The organism is Tunturiibacter empetritectus, from assembly GCF_014201375.1.
Lineage (GTDB): Bacteria > Acidobacteriota > Terriglobia > Terriglobales > Acidobacteriaceae > Edaphobacter > Edaphobacter lichenicola_D.
The window spans coordinates 129,783-151,460 of the sequence record NZ_JACHDZ010000008.1 but is presented as its reverse complement, the minus strand read 5'-3'; the positions used below and the strand labels follow the sequence as shown (position 1 = coordinate 151,460).

The following is a 21,678-nucleotide window of genomic DNA, read 5'->3' as shown; positions in this document are numbered from 1 at the left end:
AGCTTCGACTCCGAGCGTTGCTCCAGGCAACGGGAAGGATATCTTTGCCCTTGACAACATCTTCGCCCTTATTGACGAATACATTTGCGCAGACCTGTCGTTCGCTCTTCGCTTTTCCCTTGCATTCCGGCGGCGGACCATACATTTTCGGGAGCTAGACAAAGCTGTCAATTCCTAGAAGCTGACGGGTGATTGAGGAAGCTTCTGAAGTTGTCGCGTTTGAACGACGCGCTCCAGTATTGCCTGACGGAATTGGTCTGTGTTGTTGACGATCGATGCAAGGTAAGCAGACTCTTTCATGGCATTTCTCTGCCATTCAACATCGGGGTTCAACTCGCAACTAAAGCGGGCCAGCAAATTCACTGCGGCATCACTCCTTCCACAAATGCCGTGCGCTACTGCGGCGTGAAATGCTGGCCAACCATCACCTGGCTCTTCTTCCCTTCGGAGGTAAAACTTAGACACAGCCTCGATGGACGGAAATAGTGCGCGATAGTGGAGCACTTTCTCCTTCGCACGAACTGCGAGTCCTTCAGCAACTGCTCGGAACTGACCTTCATTCTCGAACGCCTCGAAATTGCTCTCTCTGATATTTCCTACATCGAATGAGATATGGTCTTTCACGTTCCAGAGCCACGTGCAACTGACGTTCAAGTAGCTTCCCTTCGACCAACTGCTGGGTTGGAACTCCACGACGTCCAACCACCATCCATGATCTCCAAGCCAAAGGCGAGAGCGGCCTCTCTGAAACATCCCGATGGGCGCGAATACTCTGCGGGCTGCGTCTATGAGAATTTTCGAGTGTATCGGGCTAGTCTGCGCCATATGCAGAATTCTACGGTGCGTATGGCTTGACTTCCTGAAAAGTCGGGTTTTCGGAAGTTGACAGCTTTGACGCTCCGCCACCTCTAATTACGGCTTTGCGCGAGCAACTGGGTTTGAGAGTCAGAACTGGAAATAATCCTGTAGGGGTAATAGTCATCGATCAAATGACTCCCCCGTCAGCAAACTGAAGGGCACCGTCACATCTGACATCACCTGCACTCTAAGGTCTTGGAGCTAAACCAAATCGTCGTTGCCGCAAAGTCGTGCCAGCTCAACCGGTCGATGCAACACTATCTAATCATCTGATTTCTACCAATGCTTACTTTGAAGAATCAATCTGTTTGGGTGATGTAGCAAAACCGAAGCCAGGGTAAGGTTCCGGCTGATCTAATCTTCACCAGCGCTTTTAGCTTTTGTTTTCAGATGAATGTGGGTCTGAGCTGAGTGTTGCATCGACCCATTGAGACCACCGCGCATGCTGCAATCAGTGTTTTCAACGAAGGCACCTTGAGGCTTAGGGTCTTGACGAGCAACGACGCGGGACTCGCGTATCGCCGAGTGTAAGTTGCCGAGTACGAGAGGAATTTTCTGAAAAGCTGGGCGAATCACAACGGTAACTGGTCGGACGTACGTCGTTTAGAGAGCTTTGGGCAGCCGGAAATCGGGCATTTTGGTAGTCACCGCCCGACTTTTCGGGATTGACAAGTTCTCGATGAGTGCATCGGCGATTATGCGCTCATTGAGATTTGCGGCTGAATCCCTTCCGAATGGCCGATTCAGAACTTTGGCTTATGAAGCCAAAGAGAGGTACTTGGGCGCTTGCTGACACAGCCCATGCGGCCGTCACCGGGGAATGGGCAAATGTGCTATTTGGGTCTTGAACTCGACCCTGTAGCTTGCAAGGGGATAACCATCGAGCGTCGTAAATGCCATAGGCGTAAGTACAAAACTGTATGTCTGGTTCGGCTTCAATTGCACGGGCAACAGAATCTGCAGGCCGTCCGCCGTGAAAGTTGGTTTGCCGGTAACGGGAAAATGTTCATCGCCGTCCATTCCCTTATTGATGGAATATCCTGCACTCGGATCGAGGCGCTTGTCCACTGTAATTGTGATCGTTGTAGCGGAAGCATCCACGTTCTCCGCATGATTGGCAAACGGTTCCATGCTGGTTACATGTGCGGATTTCGCGTCGAATGCGGCGGCCTCAGAAGCAACATGGGGCGCGAATTCACTATAGAACAATTCAATCTGCGGAATATACGAAGTAAAAGTCGGATATTGCGCCCGCTCAGACTCATAACGCTTTAGGCTATCCACCAGCCGATCCATCCAGAAAAAACCGTTTCGCTGCTCTTCGTGTATTCGTTTCAAGTTCTTACGACTGTCCTCACCAGCATCCTGAGAATAGATGATGACCGCCGCACGGACCAGGGACTCATCCACCATCGTTTGTGCAGAACCATAAGCCATTTGCTGCATTTGGGCCGCGACATGTGTATAAATCTGCTCCGCACCCGAGAACTCCTTCCAGTGCTCTGCCACAGCCGGATTAACAAAGGAATGGTTGAATTCATGGATGATGGTTGAGAGATACCCCTTGTCCGGTGGATAGGTTGGATCGCCGGCGTCGTCATGCGTCCAACAACCGATGATCGAGAATAGATCCGTGCGGCCATCTGAATGAACGAGTCTCGGTCCATAGTTTCCGCCCCCATTGTCCATTCCCAGAACGAGGTGATAGGCAAGGTCCGAAGCATTCCCATAAAAATGCGGATACCAGTCGAAATGCACTGTCCCCAAAGTAGTCGCAAAGCGTTCCTCGGCCAGTCGATACATCGCTTGATGCGCCGCATAAAAGTCCGCAAACTTGGTGTCGCGGTAGAAATCACGTAGCAGGGGCAGAAACTTCTCTGCATCTGGCCCCCATCGCTTGTCTGGAATATCCGCGGTAAAGGGAACCAAGGGGTTCAGTTCTGGAGGTGGCGATAAGGAAATCGCCATAACCATCACGGCGTCGAATCCTACATCATTCTTATCTGCAAGCCTATGGGCCATCTGGACGGCAGGATGGGTTCTGTACGGTAAGAAGTAGCGATCAATGTCTGACGAATAGGCCGGAAGCGTGTTCATGTTGTATTCAAAGCTGTCCGCTAGTCGAAAGACAATGCTCAACAGTTCGACACGCTCATCTACCCTTGGCTGAGGTGTCGCCATTTTTGACTGTGTCTGGCACCAGACATTGCCGACAAGCAAAAGAACGACTGCGAGCCAACAGCGCTTGAGCATGAATCCCTCCACGGGTATTGATTTTCTTTATAAATGAGCTAGGGCAGTACAGTCATCCGGGGGAAGCTTCGCATTTCGTCTTTCACGCATGAAAATGTCCTTCATCATTCACGAATTCGCTTGGTAAAAGCCGTTTGGTAGTCCCTTTGTAGGCGGCTTCACGGTCTGCAAATCATCTCATCGTGGCTCACGAGTAGAGCGGATGGATTCTCAACTGCGGTATCAGGCCGATGCACTCATTGAGCCCTGATCGTCGAACTTCCAGGAAACCGGGGTTTTCGTCAAGTGTTGTCAGTTTCCGAAAACCCGACTTTGCAGGAAGAAGAAGCTTCTTAAAAGATTCCCAGAAAGCGCCGCCGCTTTATATAGACGGCTGGGTCAGAAAGAATCAACGGGATTGCCATAACGGTTACGTGCTGTATATCCGATGGCGGCGGATAAGACTCAGTGTCTTCGCCTTCTGATGCAAGTCTGTACGTCACCACGTACGGACATGTTCTCGGTCCTGTGTAGGGGTTGACCTCAAGTGACTGAGCGGAGGCCGTGGCGGAAGCTACTAGCATCGGCGGTCCGCTTACTAGCACGGTGTTCACTACGTTTCCGTCGAGATCGAAGGTCAGCATGAGGATCACGATTTCCTGAACCCGGGCTGCTTTAGCTATGGGCGGATAGAGCGGTGCCTTCCTCTCCCGAACGGAGGTGAACCCGCCACAGTGAGAAACTTGCCCTCTTACACCCGTTGCGATGAGCCAGAAAAGAAGCAGTAAACACAGAGTCCGGCTGTCTTTGATCGTATTCACAAGCTGTCCTCGTCAAAGAATTATGCACTACGGCGCTCCACCCCCGATAAACGGGGTTTTCGGCAAGTGACGGTCAGTTTCCCATTACACGACTTTTCAGGCTCTTTAGAGCTAAATAGAGAGTTGGCCATAGCACCCGTGCTAAAACGTAATATGTTTTGGAAACGGATCGTCTGGCTAACAAAGTGCGTGTTCTGCTGCATATTAGGAATGTTCGTCGCAGGGAGACTGGCGGATCTGCTCAATCCAGTTGTCTGGTGGGCATTGCACAGAAACGCAACAACGGCTTTATCACGCCCGATGTTCATCCCGACTTACTATTTGCCCCTGATAGCGACATATGGATTTGCTTTGGGACTCATTCCGATCCACCGCTTGAAGGAACTAGTAGCTTCGTCGTTGGGTCAATTCAATTTTCAGCCGTCAGATCGGCGAGAAAATGTCTTTAGCCGTCCCTTGCTATGGGCTTGGGCACCAGTAGGGCTAGTGCTGCTGCTCCGCATATTGACCTTTCGTACAAATACAGATCAAAGCGTTCTCGGGGCTGCATACGGAGAGACCCGTTTTGAGCACTTTTTTGCGCCTTCGAGTTGGCGCTCCACAATTGATACTTCTCGATGGATATTTGACCGCTTCGTCCTAACCGGTCCAACACTATTCCTCTTCATGTACACAGTTGCCGTTTGGCTCCGCCATCAATTTCCTGAGCCTCCGCGCAAATCTGCGGAGCCGGAAGTTTAGCTCCCGGGAAACGCGCTTCTCGTCACCGATACGGGAGCTAACCTTCCCCACATCGGTGCAGCGTTACACGCGAGCCGAAAAGGCGACGCTGTATGAAGGGCTCTTCCAGAGTGCAACTTCACTGATCTTCCAACAGCCACCAAAACAGCCACTCGATGACGCTAGCGGAAAGATGCTTTCGGCGGATGGTTTAAATTATTGATTCTAGGGAAGAAATGGTGGACGCGGTAGGGATCGAACCTACGACCAGTCGATTAAGAGTCGAATGCTCTACCAACTGAGCTACGCGTCCTTTTGGTTTTTGCTCCTGGAGAGGAGATCGGCGAGAGTCTTTGCATGGGGTGTTACAGCCTGGACTCAATCACTCGACTTATTAAAGATAACACAGCTTGCAGCCTAAAACTGGCGCTGCAAACTGTGAGTTATGGGAAAGAATTCCGCTGAGCGTTGGTGCTCGGCCAACTGCAGATCTCCGGTTAGCCGACGAAGTCTACATTGGCGCGGTGGGGGATGATGCCGCGATCGTAACCCATGTCGAGCAGCTTGCGAATGGCTTCCTTGCCGTCTTCCCCATAGTTGAGCGTGCGTTCATTGACGTACATGCCGACGAAGCGATTGGCGAGTGTGGGGTCCAGATCGCGGGCGAACTGCATCGCGTAGGTCAGGGCCTCTTCGCGGTTGTCGAGGGCGTGCTGGATGCTGTCGCGCAGGGCATTGGTGGTAGTAAGGAGGGTCTCGGCTCCGAGAGAACGACGAATTGCGTTGCCGCCGAGGGGGAGTGGGAGGCTGGTCTGTTCGCGCCACCACTGGCCCAGATCGAGGAGCTTGATAAGGCCGTCGTTAGCGTAGGTGAGTTGGCCTTCGTGGATGATGAGGCCGGCATCAAACTCGCCCGCGACGACAGCGGGAATGATCTTGTCGAAGGGAACGGTTACGGTTTCGATCTCGGGAGCGAAGAGCTTGAGGGTGAGGTAAGCAGTGGTGAGAGTGCCGGGGACCGCGATGCGAGTCTTCTTAACCTCGTCGAGAGAGAGCTTGCGGGGGGCGACGATCATGGGACCGTAGCCTTCGCCAACACTGCCGCCGCAGGCCATGAGGGTGTAAGTGTCCTGCAGGTACGGGTAGGCGTGGAAGGAGATGGCGGTGACGTCGTAGAAGGCCTCGTTGATGGCGCGATGATTGAGGGTCTCGATGTCGGTGAGGGTGTGGGTGAACTTGAAGCCGGGGACTCGAACCTTATTGGTGGCGAGGCCGTAGAACATAAAGGCGTCGTCGGAGTCGGGGCTGTGGGCGATGCTGATTTCCTGGATTGCAGTGCTCGTGGTGGTCATGATGCTTCCTTCGATGTTCTTGATTGCAGGTGAGAGGCGCAGAAGGAGTGAATGGGGCTCTGCGCTGAGGGTGGATGCTTGCGGTTGATCGCTTGGGTTACGACTGACGCCAGCGTTGAAGTGAGCTGAAGATGCCGGCGGCAGCGGTGATCTTTACGACTTCACCGGGAAGGAACGGGGCGACGGCCATGGTCCATGTGGCTGCAGTGCCGATGTGGAGAAGATGAGCCAGCCAGCCTGCGCCGAGGAGAAAGATGGGTGCGCTGGCAACGGCGGCGGCAACGAGGCCGGCGCGGAAGCGTGTGGTAATGCGCTGCATGACGCGGACAGCCCAACCGGCGGTTGCAGCGGCAAGAGGATAGGAGAAGAGGTAGCCCGCATTGGGGCCGAGCAGATGCGCGACGCCCCCCACACTGTGGGGGGTGAAGACGGGCAGGCCCATTGCCCCTTCGGCAAGATAAAGCACCATCGCGGAGAAGCCGGCGACCGGGCCGAGCAGCATGCCGACCAAAATGACGGCGAAGTTCTGCAGGGTGAGTGGTACGGGAGTAAAGGGAAGCGGGAGAGAGATGTGAGCGCAGATCGCTACGAAGGCGCTGGCCGCGACGGTAAGGATGACTTTGCCGGAGAGGGACTCTTGAAGCGATCCGGTGCGGTGGGTGAGACCGAGTTGAGACGAAGTGGCGGATTGCATGCTGGAGGGTCCTTTCGTGCTGGTGATGATGTGAGGAGCTTGCTTCAGTATTGATTCCGTAGTTTCGAAATTTAAATGGTCGCCTGGTGAGTTTATGTGGCCTTTTGAGATGCAGCTAAGGCTTGTGAGAGAGTCGATGTCGGCTCTTTGATTGTAAGCCAAAGAAAAAAGAATGCGATTGCCGCTGTGTTGTGAGCAGGGAAACGCCGCGTCGAGATGGCAAAGGAATTTGCATGCTCCACAAGAAGGATAACAAGGCGGCTGCGCTTCGTGCAGTTTTTCGGTTTCGCGTTGCTGCGATATGAAATAGAGTTTCGACTAGTGCGGAGGCGGCGGTATGAAGTAGGTACATGCCTGCGGGAAACAGGTTTTCCACTTGACGCTGAAGGGTGAGAAGTTTGTACTTGGTGTGAGATGACTCGTTTAAATACAACGGGCGTGGTGGCGAAACGGTCTGGAGCAATCGCGCGTCTGTATGAGCGGGGCCGGGTGGGGTGGCGGAAGGTCGCTACCGGAGCCGCAGCGGTGCTTGCGGTGGCGATGGGTTACCACGTCATCTTTGGGCAGAATGGGCTGACGGTATATCAGCAGAAGCGTAACGACGCGCAGAGCTTGGACGTTCAGCTGCATAGTCTGCAGCGCGAGAACGATCTGTTGAAGGGGCATGTCGGCAGACTGCAGAGTGATCCGAACGCGATTGAGCACCAGGCCCGCGAAGAGCTGCACTACACGCGGCCCGGTGAGGTGATCGTGTATATGCCTGCTCCCACGGGATTAAGTCCCGCGAGTGTCGCGAAGCAGTGAACGAACGAATCTAGCTGCTTAGTCTTGCAGTGCTGCAACTTCCAGACACTTTCCCTATCTTTCATCCTCTAAGCTGTCTTCTTCTTGCTTACCTGAGGCGGAGCCCTTGAGCTACTCGGAGCGTAGTGCCTGGGTCAGGTCGACAGAGGCTGCGCGTCGGGCGGGAAGCAGAGAGGCGACCAGGGCGAGCAGCAGGAGCGAGAGTGTCGCGATGGTCAGGACCAGAGGATCAAAGGCACTCACCCCAAAGAGGAAAGACCGAAGCAGACGAGAAGCGGCCAAGGCTCCGGCTAGACCGATTGCGCAGCCGAAGAGTGCGAGCTTCGCTCCCGAGGTGACGACGAGGCGGACGATGCCGGCACGCTGGGAGCCAAGCGCGATGCGAATGGCCATCTCTTGAACGCGCAGCGCGACCGAGAACGCGATGACACTGTAGATGCCAAGCACGGCCAGCAGGACTGCGATCGCAGCGAAGGCTGAGATCAACGCAGTGTTGAAGCGGCGGGGAGCCTCGGTATCCGAGATGGCGTGCTCCATGCTTTGCACTTGAGTGAGAGGAAGCTGCGGGTCGATAGAGTGCACGGTGGAGCGCAAGAGGTTTTCCATCTGCTCGGGAGCCATCGCTGTTCGCACTGCAATGTATCCGCCGTCGCCACTGATATCAGTGGGTGAGCCGAGCGATCCCGCCATCTCCTCCTGCTGTTCGACGGGCATGTAGTACTGCTGCTTGAGGGGCAGATCGGGTGAGTTCTCCTTCACGTCCGCGACTTCGCCGACTACCGTCGCCCAAGGGGTCTTCATCGTCTCTGTGCCGATACGAAACCTCTTGCCGATTGGGTTTTGATTGGGCCAGGACTGCTGGGCCAGCATGTGATTGACGATAACAACAGGCGGCTGACTGGCGTTGTCGTCAGCGGTAAAGAGCCTGCCCTGGAGGAGTGGAATCCCCATCGCGCGGAAGTAGTCGCCTTGGACTGCGATCGAGGTTCCGAGGTCGAGTCCTCCTGCAGTAGCCGGCAGAACATGTCCTTCTGCGACGAAGGCGCTGCTGGAGTTATTGCCACTTGCGGGCAAGAAGGTGGTAAGGCCTACACTTTTTACTCCGGGAAGAGCCTGCAGTCGCGCCAAAAGCTGGTGACTGAACTCATTAACTGCGGTCTGGTTTCCATACTGTTTTTTGGGGAGGCTGTAGTTCGCGACGAGGGTGTGGTCCGGTTGAAAGCCAAGATCGACTTGACGCATCTTCTCGAAGCTGCGGAGTAGAAGTCCGGACGCAGCTAGCAGGACGAGCGCGACGGCGATCTCTGAGATAACCAGGGCTGACCGAAGCCTTGCGTGACCTCCACCAGAGGTTCCGGTTCGCCCGCCTTCTTTGAGTGTGTCGTTGACGCTGGTGCGGATGGCGGCGAAGGCCGGTGCCAGACCGCAGAGGACGCCGGTGACGACCGCAAGGCCCAGGGCAAAGGCGACGACCGGCCAGTCGAGGCCAATCTCGTTGATCCGTGGCAGAGTCTCGGGGAGCGCCTGAATGCCGACGCGGAGAGCAATCGCGGCGAGAATGAGCCCCAGAACGCCTCCGGTTACGCTCAGGACGAGGCTTTCCAGGATGGCCTGCCAGAGCAGAGTGGACGCAGTAGCGCCAAGCGCGAGACGGACGGCAATCTCGCGGCGGCGGCGGATGGAACGTACCAGAAGGAGCCCGGCGAGGTTCGCGCACGCGATCAAAAGAACGACGGCAACAGCGAGAAAGAGGGTGCGAATGAGAGGGCGTGCTTCTTCGACGGTCTCTTCGTCGAGCGGCCTGATGATGGACGTGATGCTGAATCCGGCCATGAACGCGGGGTAGTTCCGGACAGTCTCTTTGGCGACAAGGTTTGCGTCCTCAATGGCCTGAGAGATTGTTACACCCGGTTTGAGGCGACCAACCATCTGAAAGTTCCACGAGGCTGCGCCGATGCCGAGCTCCTCCGTTTCGAAGCTGACGGGAACCCAGAACTCACTGCGGTTAAGATGACCGGGGACGAGGGGGAACTCGAAGTTGCGAGGCATGACGCCGATGATGAGGTAGGGCTTGCGATCAAGCAGGACCTTTCGGCCGAGGATGTTGGGGTCGCCCTGAAAACGGGTCTGCCAGGTGGCGTAGCTGAGGACCAGGACCTGCTGACGCTGATCGTCCTCCTGCTGCGTGAAGAAACGACCGAGGAGGGGCTGTACTGCAAGCGCGGGGAAGACACCACTGCTCATGCGGGTAGCGTTGACATTGGCGGGCTCGCCTGCGCCGGAGAGCTCGTAGCTGGTGGAGTGGTAACCGCCAAGGCTGGTGAAGCTGTGGGTGTCGCGAGTGTAGTTACGGATATCGGGTGCGGTGACACCGGCTTCATTGTTACCGCTGCCGGTGTCCAGACCTTTGAGGATGTCTGAGAGAACCACGAGGCGGCTGGGCTCAGGAAAGGGAAGCGGCCTCAGAAGAACGCCTTCGACGAGAGAAAAGATTGCAGTGGTCGCGCCGATGGCTAAGGCCAGCATCAAAATGGCTGTGGCAGCGAATCCGGGCGACTTGGAGAGGTGGCGAATTGCAATCTTCAGATCTTGAAAGAAAGAGCGCATGCGGGTCCTCGGAGAGATGATTATGAGGGAGTTAGCAATTGTCTTGCCAGAGAGAATAGGACGAAGATCCTGTTTTTTGGGGTTTATTGAGTTATGCATGCGTTGGTAAAACTGTATGGTGTCCACGATCGGAATGAATGTCCGCAGATGGACACAGAATTGGGTGGAGTTCTGGACGGCCTTCGCGGATGCGGGTGAATTTCCATAGCTGGTGATTTATACTTGTCGCTTGCCCTGCAACCGGCGTGGCGTTGGTCGAGAGACCTCCCCGCAAGGTCACGCAAAATCCCGGGCACGCAGCCAATTCCCAGCAGGGAAGCGGCTTTCGCGCGAAGTGAAGGTTTTAGTCAAGCATGATTCGTATTCTGCAGCAGGACAACCGCATCACGAAGATTATCTTCGCCGTCATCATTGGATTCGCAGTGATCACAATGGTGATTACGCTGGTGCCCGGCATCTTTGACAACGCTACGACGAACGATGCGTCGGTCTACGCCACGGTCAAGCAGCCTGGGCCCATCGGGCGGATTTTTGGTGAAAGCACCCCGATCAAGACGGTTGAGGTGAACCAGCTGGCGAGCCGGCAGCTGCAGCAGCAGCACTTTCCCGATGCGTTGCTGCCCTACTTCCTACCGCGTGCTGGTCAGATTCTGGTGCAGCGGGCGATCCTGAAGCATGAAGCTGACAGGATGAACCTGCAGGTGAGCGATGAGGATCTGCGTCGCGAGCTGCAGACCGGACCATTTGCACAGTACCTGTTTCCCAATGGCCAGTACATTGGCGACGATGCCTACATCAACTTCGTACAGAGCGCATTCCAGACGACTCGCGGCGACTTTGAGTCGCAGGTGAAGAGCGACATGGAGCTGAACCGCCTGCAGGCGCTGATCACGGGTGGTGTTTCGGTCTCTGACAACGCGGTGCGCGAAGCCTACAAGGTCGATGGGACCAAGGTGAAGTTTGATTACGCGGTGATCTCGGCGGATGATGTCCGCAAGACGATCAACCCATCGGACTCGGAGCTGCAGGCGTTCTTCAAGACGAACGCGGCGCGTTATGCGAATGCCGTTCCTGAGACGCGAAAGATTGAGTATGTTTCGTTCGACACGTCGAATCTGCCTGGCGGGAAGCCGCAGATCTCGGATGCGGATGTGTTGGCCTACTACAACGCGCATCAGGACCAGTATCAGGTGAAGGAGCAGGTGAAGGTTCGCCACATCCTGATCGCCGTTCCTGCTGGTTCTGATGCGAAGACGGATGCCGCGGCAAAGGCGAAAGCCGAAGACATTCTGAAGCAGATCAAGAGCGGCGGAAGCTTTGCGGATCTAGCAAGCAAGAACTCGGACGACCCGGGCAGCAAGACGCAGGGTGGCGAGCTGGGTTGGCTGGATCGCGGCAAGACGGTACCGGAGTTTGATAAGGCGGCATTTACGCTGGCTCCCGGACAGACCTCGGATCTGGTCAAAACTCAGTTTGGCTATCACATCCTGCAGGTGGAGGAGAAGAAGACCGCGCATCTTCGTCCACTGGCAGAGGTAAAGCCCGAGATCGTGCCGGTGCTCGAACAGCAGAGGGCGGGCGCAGCGGAGCAGACCTTCGCTTCGGCGTTGGCTGCAGATGCGAAGAAGAATGGTCTGGAGAAGGCTGCTGCTTCCAAGGGGCTGCACGCGGTGACGACAGAATTCGTAGCCAAAGACGGTGTTATTCCCGGACTGGCGGACGGTTCGGCGTTGCTGACGCAGGCGTTTTCGGTGGTGAAGGGCGCAGACCCGGCTCCGGTCGCTACTGGCGATGGATTTGCTGTCTTCCAGGTGACCGACGTGAAGTCGGCTCATGCTCCCGAGTTCGCGGATTACAAGTCTCACATTCTCGAGGACTATCGCGAGCAGCAGGTGCCTCAGTTGCTGAGCGCCCAGTTGAACAAATTGGATGATCGGGCGAAGGTACTGAACGATCTGAAGAAGGCGGCTGCAGAGATGAACGTTCCGCTGAAGACGAGCGATCTGGTCGGCAAGGATGGTCAGGTGCCGGATCTCGGTGCGATGAGCGGCGCAGGTTCGGTGGCGTTCTCGCTGCCGAAGGGTGCTATCTCAGGGCCGATCAATGCTGGGCGCGTTGGAGTTGTGCTTAGCGTGATCGACAAGCAGGAGCCAACGGCCGACGACATTGCGAAGAACTTCAACGCAACCAAGGACAAGCTGCTCAACGATCAGCGGGAGGAGATCTTCCGCGTCTATATCGGCGAGTTGACCCAGAAGTACGAGAAGGGCGGCGCGGTCAGGTTCTCGAAGAAGCAGGCTGAGCCGGGTTTGCCCGCCGGCAACTAACCGCTCGCTCCATGCTGTAAGAGATGCCCCAGGAAAATCAAGGCCTGGGGCATCTTTGCGTTTTGCACCGAACGGCATTGGCGGCGAGCGAGGGCTCTCCCGGAGCGGTCGACTTCTGGCATCATAGTTGGAGCTACACAAGGGGGCTGGATGAGTGGGGAAGTGAGCAATCAGGAACGTCAGTCGGGAGTTTTGCTGCATGTTACCTCGCTGCCTTCGTATGGTGGGATAGGGGACTTTGGACCAGCTGCGTATGCGTTTGTGGATTTTCTGGCAGCCGCGAAGCAGAGGATGTGGCAGGTACTGCCGCTTAGTCCGACCGGTTACGGGAGTTCTCCCTACTCCGCGCTTTCGGCGTTTGCGGGGAATCCGCTTTTGATCAGCCTCGAGCTTCTGGTGAATGACGGGTGGATTGCGGGAGAGCGGCTCGCAGGACTGCCGGGACATGACGGGCCAGCGGACTTCGACGCGGCGTTCCGCCTGAAGCTACCGCTGATCGAAGAGGCGGCGGGGAATTTTCTCGATCATGCGCCCGATAACAGACGCGCGAGCTTCCTGAGGTTCTGCGAACACAACAGTTCGTGGCTGCAGGACTATGCGATGTTCAACGTCCTTCGTCGTATGCACGAGTATGGCAGTTGGCATGAGTGGCCACCGGAGTATGCACGGCGTGCGGGCGATGCACTGAGCAAGCTGTTGAACGATCGTGGACGCGAGCTTGCCATTGAGCAGGTGGTCCAGTTTTTTTTCAACGAGCAGTGGTGCGCGCTGCGGGGATACTGTGCCAAGCGGAAGATTCGCATCATGGGGGATGTTGCGATCTTCGTAAACTACGACAGCGCCGATGTATGGACGCACCCCGAGATGTTCGAGCTGGACGAAGAACTCAGGCCAGTTCGCGTGTCCGGTGTGCCGCCGGATTACTTTTCCGTGACCGGACAGCGGTGGGGAAATCCTCTCTACAAGTGGGGGCTGCTGAAGGAGCGAGGATTCGACTGGTGGGTGGCGCGGATTAGACGTTCATTGACGCTGTATGACGTGATTCGGCTGGACCACTTCCGCGGATTTGAGGCGTTCTGGTCGATTCCCGCGGAGGAGGAGACGGCGATCAATGGGCAGTGGGTGAAGGCTCCTGGGCATGAGCTGTTTCAGCGTCTGAAGGAGGTCTTTGGGGATCTTCCGTTTGTCGCGGAGGATCTTGGGCTGATCACTCCCGAGGTGGACGAACTGCGGGAGCACTTTGGCATGCCAGGTATGCGGATCCTGCAGTTCGGGTTTTCGGATCGCGGCGCACATCTCTATCTGCCGCACCGGTACGTTCCGAATACGGTGGTGTACACGGGCACGCACGACAACAACACGACGCTGGGTTGGTGGCGGGATGATGTGACCGATGTCGAGCGTACCAATGTGCAGACCTATCTGCAGAAGTTCGATCACGACGAGGATATCGTCTGGGCGATGATTCGGGCGGCAGCACGGTCGGTGGCGAATCTCTGTGTCTTTCCGATGCAGGATGTGTTGCATTTGGGCAGCGAAGCGAGAATGAATACGCCGTCGGCGGGAGCGGGCAACTGGAGCTGGCGGTATGGCCTGAACGCCGTGCATCCGGACTTTGCGACTCAGCTGGCCGAGTTGATGGCCATGACCGATCGCGATGGATGGGAGAAGCCAACCGAGGGGGTCGAAGCAGGCAAGCCGGTAGAAGAGGCGTCGAAACGGGCAGAGCTGGGCGCGAACGTTTAGACTGGATAAGTATCTTTAATCTCTTAGGAGCACCAAAGCATGCCTCTCTCTGGCGAAGCAATCCGCACTATGAACTACGTTGATGACATCTCAGTAACGCTGCGCCGCATTCTCGCGGTGCTGCCGTCGCTGACAGAGGAGGAGCGCCAGCGCGTGTCCGACCATATCAAGGGCGCGGAGCCGAGCTACGACTCCGTAATCGCTGCCGTCGCGAGCAAAAAGTGATGCAGGAGGTTGCGGGCCAGCTGCCGCTCGAGATTCGCAGGGTCGCGATTATCGGAGCCGGAGTGGCTGGCCGCAGCTTCGCTTTAGCTTGTGCTGCAGCGGGCTTCGACGTGGTGCTCGAAGATGTAATGCCAGCCAATCTTTGGCGGGCAGAGGCGGAGTATTCAGACCTCAGCAAGCGCGTTGCGGCGGGAAGCCTTGAGTTGGCTTCAACCGTTGAAGATGCCGTTCGTACGGCTGATATTGCCGTTGACTTTGTGCCGGATGAGCTCGAGTCGAAGCTTGAAATCTTCAGCATGATCGACCGGATGGCCCCGCCCAAAACGATTCTGTGTACGCCGAGTTACGCGCTGAGCATTACCGACCTAGCGTCCTGCGTCTATCGGCCGGATCGGTGCATTGCAGTGCGGGGCGATCTGGTTCGTGGCGATGCACCAGTAGCGCCGGTGGTACGGGTGTTATATCCAGCCGCTGCATTGACGTCGATTGTCGAGACAGTCAGCCGGTTTCTCTCTACACTTGGACTTGCGGTGCAGGCGGAGCCGGATCCCGAGGAGCCTGCGCTGATCAAGAACGTCTCCCGGGCGACGCACTAGTTGCTTTCCTGTTGCAGTTATCCCTTTCTGTGTCAGCGAAGATTGCCGATGTTAATTCATTGGTGGAAGGGAACTGGTTTGCGCAACTTTGCGTAGACAACTTCGGGAAGCTTTCGTCCAACCATAGCTATGCGCGCTCTTATCAATATCTTCGCTCAGGTATTCCGCTCGATCGGGGCCAACAAGCTGCGTTCGTTCCTGACGATGTTCGGCATTGCCTGGGGTGTTGCCTCGCTTTTGTTGTTGATCGGATTGGGAGAAGGATTTCGTTCGGGGCAGCGCAGGGGGCTCGCCGAGCTTGGCACCGATGAGATCATGATGTGGGGTGGGACGATCCCTGTGCTGCCGGAGCAGCATGTGGGGATGCGTCCGTACAAGCTGACGATGAGCGATGCGGCCGCGATTCGTGAGCAGGCGCCGAACGTTCGTAACGTCACCTCGATCATCAATCGCAGTGATCTGAAGCAGGTAAGCGATTTTTCGAGCGCGGGCGGCCAGGTCTTGGGAGTTGAACTCAACTATCCAGAGATTGCGAATCTTCCAATCGCGCAAGGCCGCTACTTGAACCAGCAGGACCTGGGGGAACGGCGGCAGGTCGTGGTGCTGGGACAAAGGATGGTGGGGCTTTTATTTCCGGGTCGGCCGCCTCTCGGTGCCGTCATCACGTTGAACGGCTACCGGTTTCAGGTGATCGGGGTGGCGAAGAAGGTAGGCCGCGGCAACAGTGATGGGCTGAATCAGCGTATCTACATTCCGTTGACGACGATGCAGGAGTTCTTTCCTCTGACGGGTGACAACATCCCACAGGATTCGATCTCCCAAATCCAGTACCAGCCGCTGACAGAAGAGTTGAACGAGACCGCGAAGGCTGAGGTACATAAAGTCATCGCGACCCGGCACGGCTTCGATCCATCGCGGAAAGAGGGGTTCGAGGAGTGGGATACGATCAGGTCGAACCGGATGGTTGGGTTGATCTTTACCGCGATGGACGTGTTCCTCGGGGGCGTCGGAATTGTAACGCTGGCTCTGGGTGCGGTGGGAATCATCAACATTATGCTGGTGACGGTGACGGAGCGGACGAAAGAGATTGGCCTGCGGAAGGCACTTGGTGCGACCAATCGAAGCATCCTCTTCCAGTTCTTTCTTGAGGGGCTGACGCTGACGGCGTTGAGTGGACTGATTGGCATTATTGGTGCTGCGGCTCTGATGACAGCGCTCGGTTCGGTAGTCGGAAATAACGATATGGGATTCGATCCGCCGCGCCTTGTGCCATGGTCGGCAGCGATGGCGATGGGGACGCTGACATTGTGCGGAATTGTGGCCGGGCTTTATCCGGCGAGACAGGCTGCGATGCTCGCTCCTGTGGAAGCACTGCGAAAGGAATAGACCATGCTGAGTGACATCCTGGGGCAGGCTGTTGAGGCGATGAAACATAATCGTCGAAGGACGATGATTACGATTGTTGGCATGGCCTGGGGCATTGCGACGGTAGTGCTGCTGCTAGCCTATGGCGCGGGCTTCGGGCAGGCGTTCGAGAACATCTTTGCGCAGTTTGGAACGAACATGATAGGCGTCTTTCCGGGGCGCACCAGCGAGCAGGCGGGAGGATCGAAGGCCGGCGTGCAGGTCCGATTGACGCAGGAGGATGTGGAACGGATTCAGGAGACGGTGCCAGGTGTGATGCGTGTGGCGCCGACGGTGGATAAGACCGTTCCGGTGCAGAACGATCTGCATAGTTACAGCTGGGACGTGACTGGGATTACGCCGGAGCTGCAGTCAATCCAGAGGCTGGAGCTCGCCGAGGGCCGGCCGATCACCGAGGCGGATGTCCAGCAAAGAGCGCACGTAACCGTGATTGGATCAGAGGCGAAGACGAAGCTGTTTTCGGGCTTGTATCCGATCGGAGAGAAGATTCGGCTGAATGGAGTGAGCTTCGAAGTGGTGGGGGTGATGACGCCGAAGATGCAGGAGGGTGATGACAGCGACATCAACCGCCAGGTGAATGTGCCGCTCACGACGATGAGCGATATCAAAGACACAAAGTACCTCGATGGTATATGGCTGGACTACAAGGGCGACCCGAAGATGGTCGAGGTGGCGCTGCGCAAGACCCTCGCGATGGCGCATGGCTACAGACCGAGCGATCGGCGCGCTGTGTTTGTGGCGAACATCATGGAGCAACTGACGCAGTTCCGAATTATTTCGCTGGGGTTGCAGGTGCTGCTGTCGTTTATCGGCGCTCTGACCTTGGGGATCGCCGGCATCGGTCTGATGAACATCATGCTGGTGAGTGTCCAGCAGAGAACGCGCGAGATCGGCGTGGAGAAGGCGCTGGGAGCAAGAAAACGCCATATTTTGCTGCAGTTTCTGGCTGAAGCGCTGGTGATCTCCGGAATCGGCGGCGTGGGTGGAATCGCCCTGGCGTACGCCGTGGCGAAGGGCGTGGGGAAAATTACTTTCTACAGCGCATTGGCCTCGAACGCGGAGGCTGGAGATATTCATCTGCTGATTTCGCCGAACACAGTTCTGGTGGCGACGGTAATTCTCATCATCGTAGGAACCATCAGTGGGATGATTCCGGCGATGAAGGCAGCAAGCCTGGATCCCATCGAGGCGCTCCGGTACGAGTAATCAGTTCTCCGTCTGCTCGCGCTTATAGGGCTTCTGCATCGAAGCACGGGCTTCGTTGACGGCACCCTGAGTGTTGTCGTTGGTCTGGACAGCGAGCCGGTACTCGTTGACGGCTCGGTCGCGCTGACCAGTGACGTCAAAGATGCGACCCAACTCAATGTGGCTCCAGACCTCGACCCACTTGGGGTCGCCGTCACCGCGAAGGGCGTCGCGGAAGCTATTGGCGGCGGACTGGTAGTTGCGTTGCATGAAGAAGATCTCGCCGATGCGGTAGGCAGCGAGCGAGCTGTTCTTGTTGGCATCGAGAGCCTTTTGATACTCGATAAGTGCGGCTGTGAGATCCCCCTGAGCAACCTGCTCCTGACCACGGAGGACAGCCACGCGGACAGCCAGATCGGGGGTACTCTTCAGAAGCCAGTTGTCGGGGTCGATGCTGATGCGACGGGGACGGCCGAAGGTTTCAATGGAGTACTGCGAGTCAGAGCCGGAGATATCGACGCGACGGATCTCTGTCTTCCCGTCGGTTTCTATGCGAAGCTCAATCGGCATTCGGAAGAGATCGAGGTCCTGAGTGATGGCACCTATGGTGCGGAAGCCCTTGTTGTCGCCCAGACGAAACACAGAGTACTTGTCAGCGAAGGCTGGCGCGCCGGTGCCGTCGAGCCACTGGGCAAAGAATGGCTCGAGCTGCAGGTTTGATTCCTTTTCGGCTAAAGCCTGGACGTTTGAGGTGCGAACGGACTTGTCGGTGTACTGCGAAAGAATGGCGCGGAGAAACTTGGTAAAGACGTCGTCGCCCATCTCCCAGCGAAGCATGTGAAAGACCATAGCGCCTTTTTCGAGGGTCATGGACTGGAACTGCGGGGAGAATGGATCGAGGCGGCCGATGGTGGTGAGGGGTTCGGTGTCGTAGGCAAGAGCGCCGGCGGAGACGTCGGTGATGGCGGACTGGAAGGCGTTTTTGCCGGAGGAATCTTCCAGATACATCAGCTCAGAGTAGCGAGACATGCCATTAGTGATCCAGGCGTCGTTCATCGTCGCGGGCGATACCTGGCTGCCCCACCATTGATGGGCGAGGGTATTGGAGAGCAGCCGTTGCTCGTTGCGCGCTGCAATTCGATTGCCTGCGATAGCGGCGATCTCCGGGGCCCAGGCAGCGGAGACGGCGTCGTCAGGCAGCTCGACCAGGTTCATGCGAGTAGATTCGGGCTGGCCAAAGGTGCCGGACAGGAAGAGATATTCGCGCTCACCCAGGCTGGCGAAGTCGTGGGCGTGGTCTTTGTGTTTTTCGGTGACGTAGACGCGCATGTTTCCGGCGGTGATCGGCTCAAGAAACTTGCCTGCGATGATGGTGCCGGGGAAGCCGGGTTTGGACCACTTGAAGGTGTGCTCCGTGCGATTGCCAGGGAGGCTCTTTGCTGCGGCGACTCCGCTGCCTGAGCCTACAACGCGCTCGTCCGAAGGGACCCGGATGTGCATCTCGGCGGTGAACCGGTTGGTGAAGAGGCCGGTCATTGGGAACCAGCGCCCGGCGTAGAGCAGGATGCTGATCGGGTCTTCGACGGAGGCGAGCTTGATGCCTTCGACCGGGCTGGTCTCCGCGCCTTTTAGGGTCCCGGAGTACTCGAAGTGATAGGTGGTGCTTGTTCCCTTCCGTAGAGGCGTGGCCAGGGTAAAGCGGACCGTACTGTTGTTGGTCAGCCGTTCGGATTCGAGGGGATGGCCCTGCGCGTCGGTGACCTTGGTGATCTGAAGGCCGTTGTTCAGCTCAAAGGTGGGGGTGGAGAGCTCTTCAAGCGCCGTGAAGGTGACATCGGCGGTGGCGCTGAGGCGGTTGGCGGAGGGGTCAAGGTCGGCACTGATCAGGTAGCTGGTGATCTGCAACTGAGGTTTGACAGGCGCGGCCCATACGGTAGCTGTGAGGAGGCAGAGAGAGAGCACTCTCGTGGGTGTCGTTCGAAGGATGCGGAAGAGAGCGGACATGCGAGCTAAGATTCCTCAAAACATCATGGTACAGCGGTCGGTTGGTTAGACGCTTGCCGTTACGTTTAGGCCACCTGCGGGAGTACTTCGAGACAGCAGTTCTTCGACCCCATCGCAAACCCCCTGTATCGAGCCTGAATTCAAGTCTGGACGCAGGATATCGCGGATTTCTGCGAGGTCGGCGATCATCTGCTGGCGCTGGGGGGTGTCGGCGAGCAGAGGAGCCAGCGCGTCCGCCAAGTCTTTGGCGGTGAATCGGTCTTGCAGCAGCTCCGGCACGATGCGGCGGCGGCCGATTAGGTTGACCATGGCGATCGGAAGGTTGCCGTCGGCATCGGTCTGGGCGGGCGGCCAAATCTCAGGAGGGTAATGGACGAGGCGTTTTGCCAGCCGAAAGGTGACGGGGGAGACCCGATAGACAACGACAAAGGGGTTTCCAATGACCGCCGCCTGGACCGTGGCTGTGCCGCTGGCGACGACGCTGGCGCGGGCGTGGTAGAGAGCGTCGCGAGCGTCCGGCACGAGATGGAGATGCAGGCGTTTCAGGTCGGACTCAGGCTTCGCGGGCCACCATTCGTCTGGGCCGGCGATATAGGCCTCCAGCTTTTGGCGATCAATCGTGGCGGCTACGGGCAATAAGAACTCGAACCCGGAAGAGAGTTGGTGAGCCAACTCGATCATTGCCTCTACGTTGGCGGTGATCTCTTTCCAGCGACTACCGGGTAAGAGCGCGATCCACTGCTTGGCCGGGTCGAGACCATGGGCTGCGGCGTATTCTCCGCGAGAGACCGTCGGCCTGGGAAGTTCAGCCAGGGGATGACCGACAAATACGGCATCGACTCCTCGGGCTCGGTAGAACTTCTCTTCAAACGGAAAGATGACCATCATGCGATCCACGCGCTTCTGGACCCAACGGAGGCGGCGGCGCTTCCAGGCCCAGAGTTGCGGGCTTACGAAGTAGATGACTGGAACGCCCAGTTTTTTCAGTTCGCGCGCAAGGCGGAGGTTGACATCGGGAAAGTCGATCAGGATGGCGACGTCGGGGCGGCGTTTTTTGATGGCGGCCACGAGGCGGCGGTACTCCCCATAAATGTAAGGAATGTGCCGGATGACCTCGGTGATGCCCATATGGGCGACATCCTCGGCGCGGACGATGCGCTCAAGGCCGGCCTCTTCCAGCTCCTTGCCTCCGAGACCAAAGCTGGTGAGGCCTGGTCGGCGGCTGCGAAGTTCGGACAGGATCTGGGCGCCATAGTGGTCGCCGCTGGCTTCGCCTGCCGAGAGAAAGATCCGCGGGTTGGAACTCGTAACAATGGATACAGTGTAGATTTTTATCCTGGAGATTGCATGGCTTTAAGTGCAGTTAAAAAGATTCGCGCAGTACTCGAGCCGGCCAACAACGGACTAGGTTGGGTCATCGTTCGGCTTCCGTTCGAGGTTGATAAAACCTTGAAGAACATGGTTCGTCTCCGGGTGAAGGTCGAAATAGGGGGCGAGGTCTTTCGCACTTCGCTATTCGGCGATGCCGTACGGGGCGGCCACTTCGTTCTGATAAACAAGAAGATGCAGCGGGCAGCCGAGGCAAAAGTCGGAGCGATGGTCGACCTCCAGATTGAGCCTGACCTGGAGGAGCGCGAGGCGGTCGTAACGCCCGAGTTTGAAAGGCTGCTAAAGCGGGAGAAGAGGCTCGCCAGATGGTACGGAGAGCAGAGCGAGTCGATGCAGCGTGAGGTGGGCAAGTGGTTGGGCGCGGTGAAGAGTCCAGAGGCTCGGAAGAGGCGGGCGGAGCAGATGGCCGAACGGATGTTGCTGACCATGGAAGGAGAGAAGGTGCTGCCGCCGGTGTTGGAAGTTGCCTTTAACCGGGTGCCGGTAGCGCGCAGAGGGTGGGAGTTACTGACGGAGACGCAGAGGAGGAACAGTCTGCTCGCGATCTTTTATTATCAAAGCCCTGAGGCGCGGGAGAGACGAGTGAAGAAGTTGGTGGAAGACTGCCTGAAGGCGGCAAAAAGATGAGAGACCGAATTCTTTCTTTTGGGCTGGATATCGTCGGCCGGGTGTTTCTTCGAAGAGATCGCCTGA

Annotated in this window: 16 protein-coding genes, 1 tRNA gene and 1 pseudogene; 9 read left to right on the top strand and 9 right to left on the bottom strand. The window is 57.0% G+C overall.

The features are described 5' to 3' along the window. Nucleotides 1-174 precede the first annotated feature (174 nt). The gene (locus HDF10_RS19495; RefSeq protein WP_183816430.1) at nt 175-624 is read right to left on the bottom strand and encodes a hypothetical protein; all 450 of its coding nucleotides are present in this window, start codon (nt 622-624) and stop codon (nt 175-177) included. A 275-nt stretch (nt 625-899) separates the two neighbouring features. On the opposite strand from HDF10_RS19495, the pseudogene HDF10_RS21500 reads away from it, so the two are divergent. Beyond that, nucleotides 900-1,013: pseudogene (locus tag HDF10_RS21500) on the top strand (DUF3738 domain-containing protein); the annotation flags it as partial. A gap of 655 nt (nt 1,014-1,668) precedes the next feature. Here the strand turns inward: HDF10_RS21500 and HDF10_RS19485 are convergent. The 5 genes from HDF10_RS19485 to HDF10_RS19465 form a co-directional block, all read right to left on the bottom strand. Further along, complete coding sequence (locus HDF10_RS19485) at nt 1,669-3,111, bottom strand: DUF4932 domain-containing protein (protein ID WP_183816429.1); 1,443 nt, start codon at nt 3,109-3,111, stop codon at nt 1,669-1,671. 332 nt (nt 3,112-3,443) lie between these two features. Beyond that, nucleotides 3,444-3,911: an energy transducer TonB gene (locus tag HDF10_RS19480; protein WP_183816428.1), complete on the bottom strand. Its 468-nt coding sequence runs from the start codon at nt 3,909-3,911 to the stop codon at nt 3,444-3,446. A gap of 957 nt (nt 3,912-4,868) precedes the next feature. Next, nucleotides 4,869-4,944: transfer RNA gene (locus tag HDF10_RS19475), tRNA-Lys, on the bottom strand. Between the two features lie 184 nt (nt 4,945-5,128). Beyond that, nucleotides 5,129-5,983 carry a menaquinone biosynthesis family protein gene (locus HDF10_RS19470; protein ID WP_183816427.1) on the bottom strand — a complete coding sequence of 285 codons (855 nt, stop codon included), beginning with the start codon at nt 5,981-5,983 and terminating at the stop codon, nt 5,129-5,131. A gap of 97 nt (nt 5,984-6,080) precedes the next feature. Next, on the bottom strand, nt 6,081-6,677 hold the full coding sequence (locus tag HDF10_RS19465) for a biotin transporter BioY (protein ID WP_183816426.1): 597 nt from the start codon (nt 6,675-6,677) through the stop codon (nt 6,081-6,083). A 414-nt stretch (nt 6,678-7,091) separates the two neighbouring features. Here HDF10_RS19465 and HDF10_RS19460 point away from each other — a divergent pair, with 414 nt between their 5' ends. Continuing rightward, on the top strand, nt 7,092-7,481 hold the full coding sequence (locus HDF10_RS19460) for an FtsB family cell division protein (RefSeq protein WP_183816425.1): 390 nt from the start codon (nt 7,092-7,094) through the stop codon (nt 7,479-7,481). Nucleotides 7,482-7,592: 111 nt separating this feature from the next. Here HDF10_RS19460 and HDF10_RS19455 read toward each other — a convergent pair whose 3' ends face one another. Continuing rightward, nucleotides 7,593-10,088, bottom strand: coding sequence for an ABC transporter permease (locus HDF10_RS19455; RefSeq protein ID WP_183816424.1), 2,496 nt, complete (start codon nt 10,086-10,088; stop codon nt 7,593-7,595). 353 nt (nt 10,089-10,441) lie between these two features. Between HDF10_RS19455 and HDF10_RS19450 the strand changes: the two genes are divergently transcribed. From HDF10_RS19450 to HDF10_RS19425, 6 genes are all read left to right on the top strand, one after another. Beyond that, nucleotides 10,442-12,415: a peptidylprolyl isomerase gene (locus HDF10_RS19450; protein ID WP_183816422.1), complete on the top strand. Its 1,974-nt coding sequence runs from the start codon at nt 10,442-10,444 to the stop codon at nt 12,413-12,415. Nucleotides 12,416-12,565: 150 nt separating this feature from the next. Continuing rightward, nucleotides 12,566-14,161 (top strand): 4-alpha-glucanotransferase, encoded by a 1,596-nt coding sequence (malQ, locus tag HDF10_RS19445; protein WP_183816420.1) that lies wholly within the window; start codon nt 12,566-12,568, stop codon nt 14,159-14,161. A gap of 39 nt (nt 14,162-14,200) precedes the next feature. Continuing rightward, nucleotides 14,201-14,386, top strand: coding sequence for a hypothetical protein (locus tag HDF10_RS19440; protein ID WP_183816418.1), 186 nt, complete (start codon nt 14,201-14,203; stop codon nt 14,384-14,386). Then, nucleotides 14,386-14,982, top strand: coding sequence for a 3-hydroxyacyl-CoA dehydrogenase NAD-binding domain-containing protein (locus HDF10_RS19435; protein WP_183816416.1), 597 nt, complete (start codon nt 14,386-14,388; stop codon nt 14,980-14,982). The genes HDF10_RS19440 and HDF10_RS19435 overlap by 1 nt, the downstream gene beginning before the upstream one ends. Before the next feature lie 129 nt (nt 14,983-15,111). After that, on the top strand, nt 15,112-16,368 hold the full coding sequence (locus tag HDF10_RS19430) for an ABC transporter permease (RefSeq protein ID WP_183816414.1): 1,257 nt from the start codon (nt 15,112-15,114) through the stop codon (nt 16,366-16,368). 3 nt (nt 16,369-16,371) lie between these two features. Beyond that, nucleotides 16,372-17,613, top strand: a complete 1,242-nt coding sequence (locus tag HDF10_RS19425; protein ID WP_183816412.1) for an ABC transporter permease — start codon at nt 16,372-16,374, stop codon at nt 17,611-17,613. On the opposite strand, the gene HDF10_RS19420 is transcribed toward HDF10_RS19425, so the two are convergent. Both HDF10_RS19420 and lpxB read right to left on the bottom strand, forming a co-directional pair. Then, entirely contained in the window at nt 17,614-19,596 is a 1,983-nt protein-coding gene (locus HDF10_RS19420) for a M1 family aminopeptidase (RefSeq protein WP_183816410.1), read from the bottom strand. Between the two features lie 45 nt (nt 19,597-19,641). Next, nucleotides 19,642-20,886, bottom strand: a complete 1,245-nt coding sequence (gene lpxB / locus HDF10_RS19415; RefSeq protein WP_311732832.1) for a lipid-A-disaccharide synthase — start codon at nt 20,884-20,886, stop codon at nt 19,642-19,644. 57 nt (nt 20,887-20,943) lie between these two features. Between lpxB and HDF10_RS19410 the strand changes: the two genes are divergently transcribed. Then, nucleotides 20,944-21,612 carry a DUF1905 domain-containing protein gene (locus HDF10_RS19410; RefSeq protein WP_183816456.1) on the top strand — a complete coding sequence of 223 codons (669 nt, stop codon included), beginning with the start codon at nt 20,944-20,946 and terminating at the stop codon, nt 21,610-21,612. The last annotated feature ends 66 nt before the right edge of the window (nt 21,613-21,678 follow it).

Coding starts and splice junctions, on each gene's coding strand:
- HDF10_RS19460 (WP_183816425.1), top strand. CDS start 7,092: ATGACTCGTTTAAATACAACGGGCGTGGTGGCGAAACGGTCTGGAGCA.
- HDF10_RS19450 (WP_183816422.1), top strand. CDS start 10,442: ATGATTCGTATTCTGCAGCAGGACAACCGCATCACGAAGATTATCTTC.
- HDF10_RS19420 (WP_183816410.1), bottom strand. CDS start 19,596: ATGTCCGCTCTCTTCCGCATCCTTCGAACGACACCCACGAGAGTGCTC.
- HDF10_RS19485 (WP_183816429.1), bottom strand. CDS start 3,111: ATGCTCAAGCGCTGTTGGCTCGCAGTCGTTCTTTTGCTTGTCGGCAAT.
- HDF10_RS19430 (WP_183816414.1), top strand. CDS start 15,112: ATGCGCGCTCTTATCAATATCTTCGCTCAGGTATTCCGCTCGATCGGG.
- HDF10_RS19465 (WP_183816426.1), bottom strand. CDS start 6,677: ATGCAATCCGCCACTTCGTCTCAACTCGGTCTCACCCACCGCACCGGA.
- malQ (WP_183816420.1), top strand. CDS start 12,566: ATGAGTGGGGAAGTGAGCAATCAGGAACGTCAGTCGGGAGTTTTGCTG.
- HDF10_RS19435 (WP_183816416.1), top strand. CDS start 14,386: ATGCAGGAGGTTGCGGGCCAGCTGCCGCTCGAGATTCGCAGGGTCGCG.
- HDF10_RS19440 (WP_183816418.1), top strand. CDS start 14,201: ATGCCTCTCTCTGGCGAAGCAATCCGCACTATGAACTACGTTGATGAC.
- HDF10_RS19425 (WP_183816412.1), top strand. CDS start 16,372: ATGCTGAGTGACATCCTGGGGCAGGCTGTTGAGGCGATGAAACATAAT.
- HDF10_RS19455 (WP_183816424.1), bottom strand. CDS start 10,088: ATGCGCTCTTTCTTTCAAGATCTGAAGATTGCAATTCGCCACCTCTCC.
- HDF10_RS19470 (WP_183816427.1), bottom strand. CDS start 5,983: ATGACCACCACGAGCACTGCAATCCAGGAAATCAGCATCGCCCACAGC.
- HDF10_RS19410 (WP_183816456.1), top strand. CDS start 20,944: ATGGCTTTAAGTGCAGTTAAAAAGATTCGCGCAGTACTCGAGCCGGCC.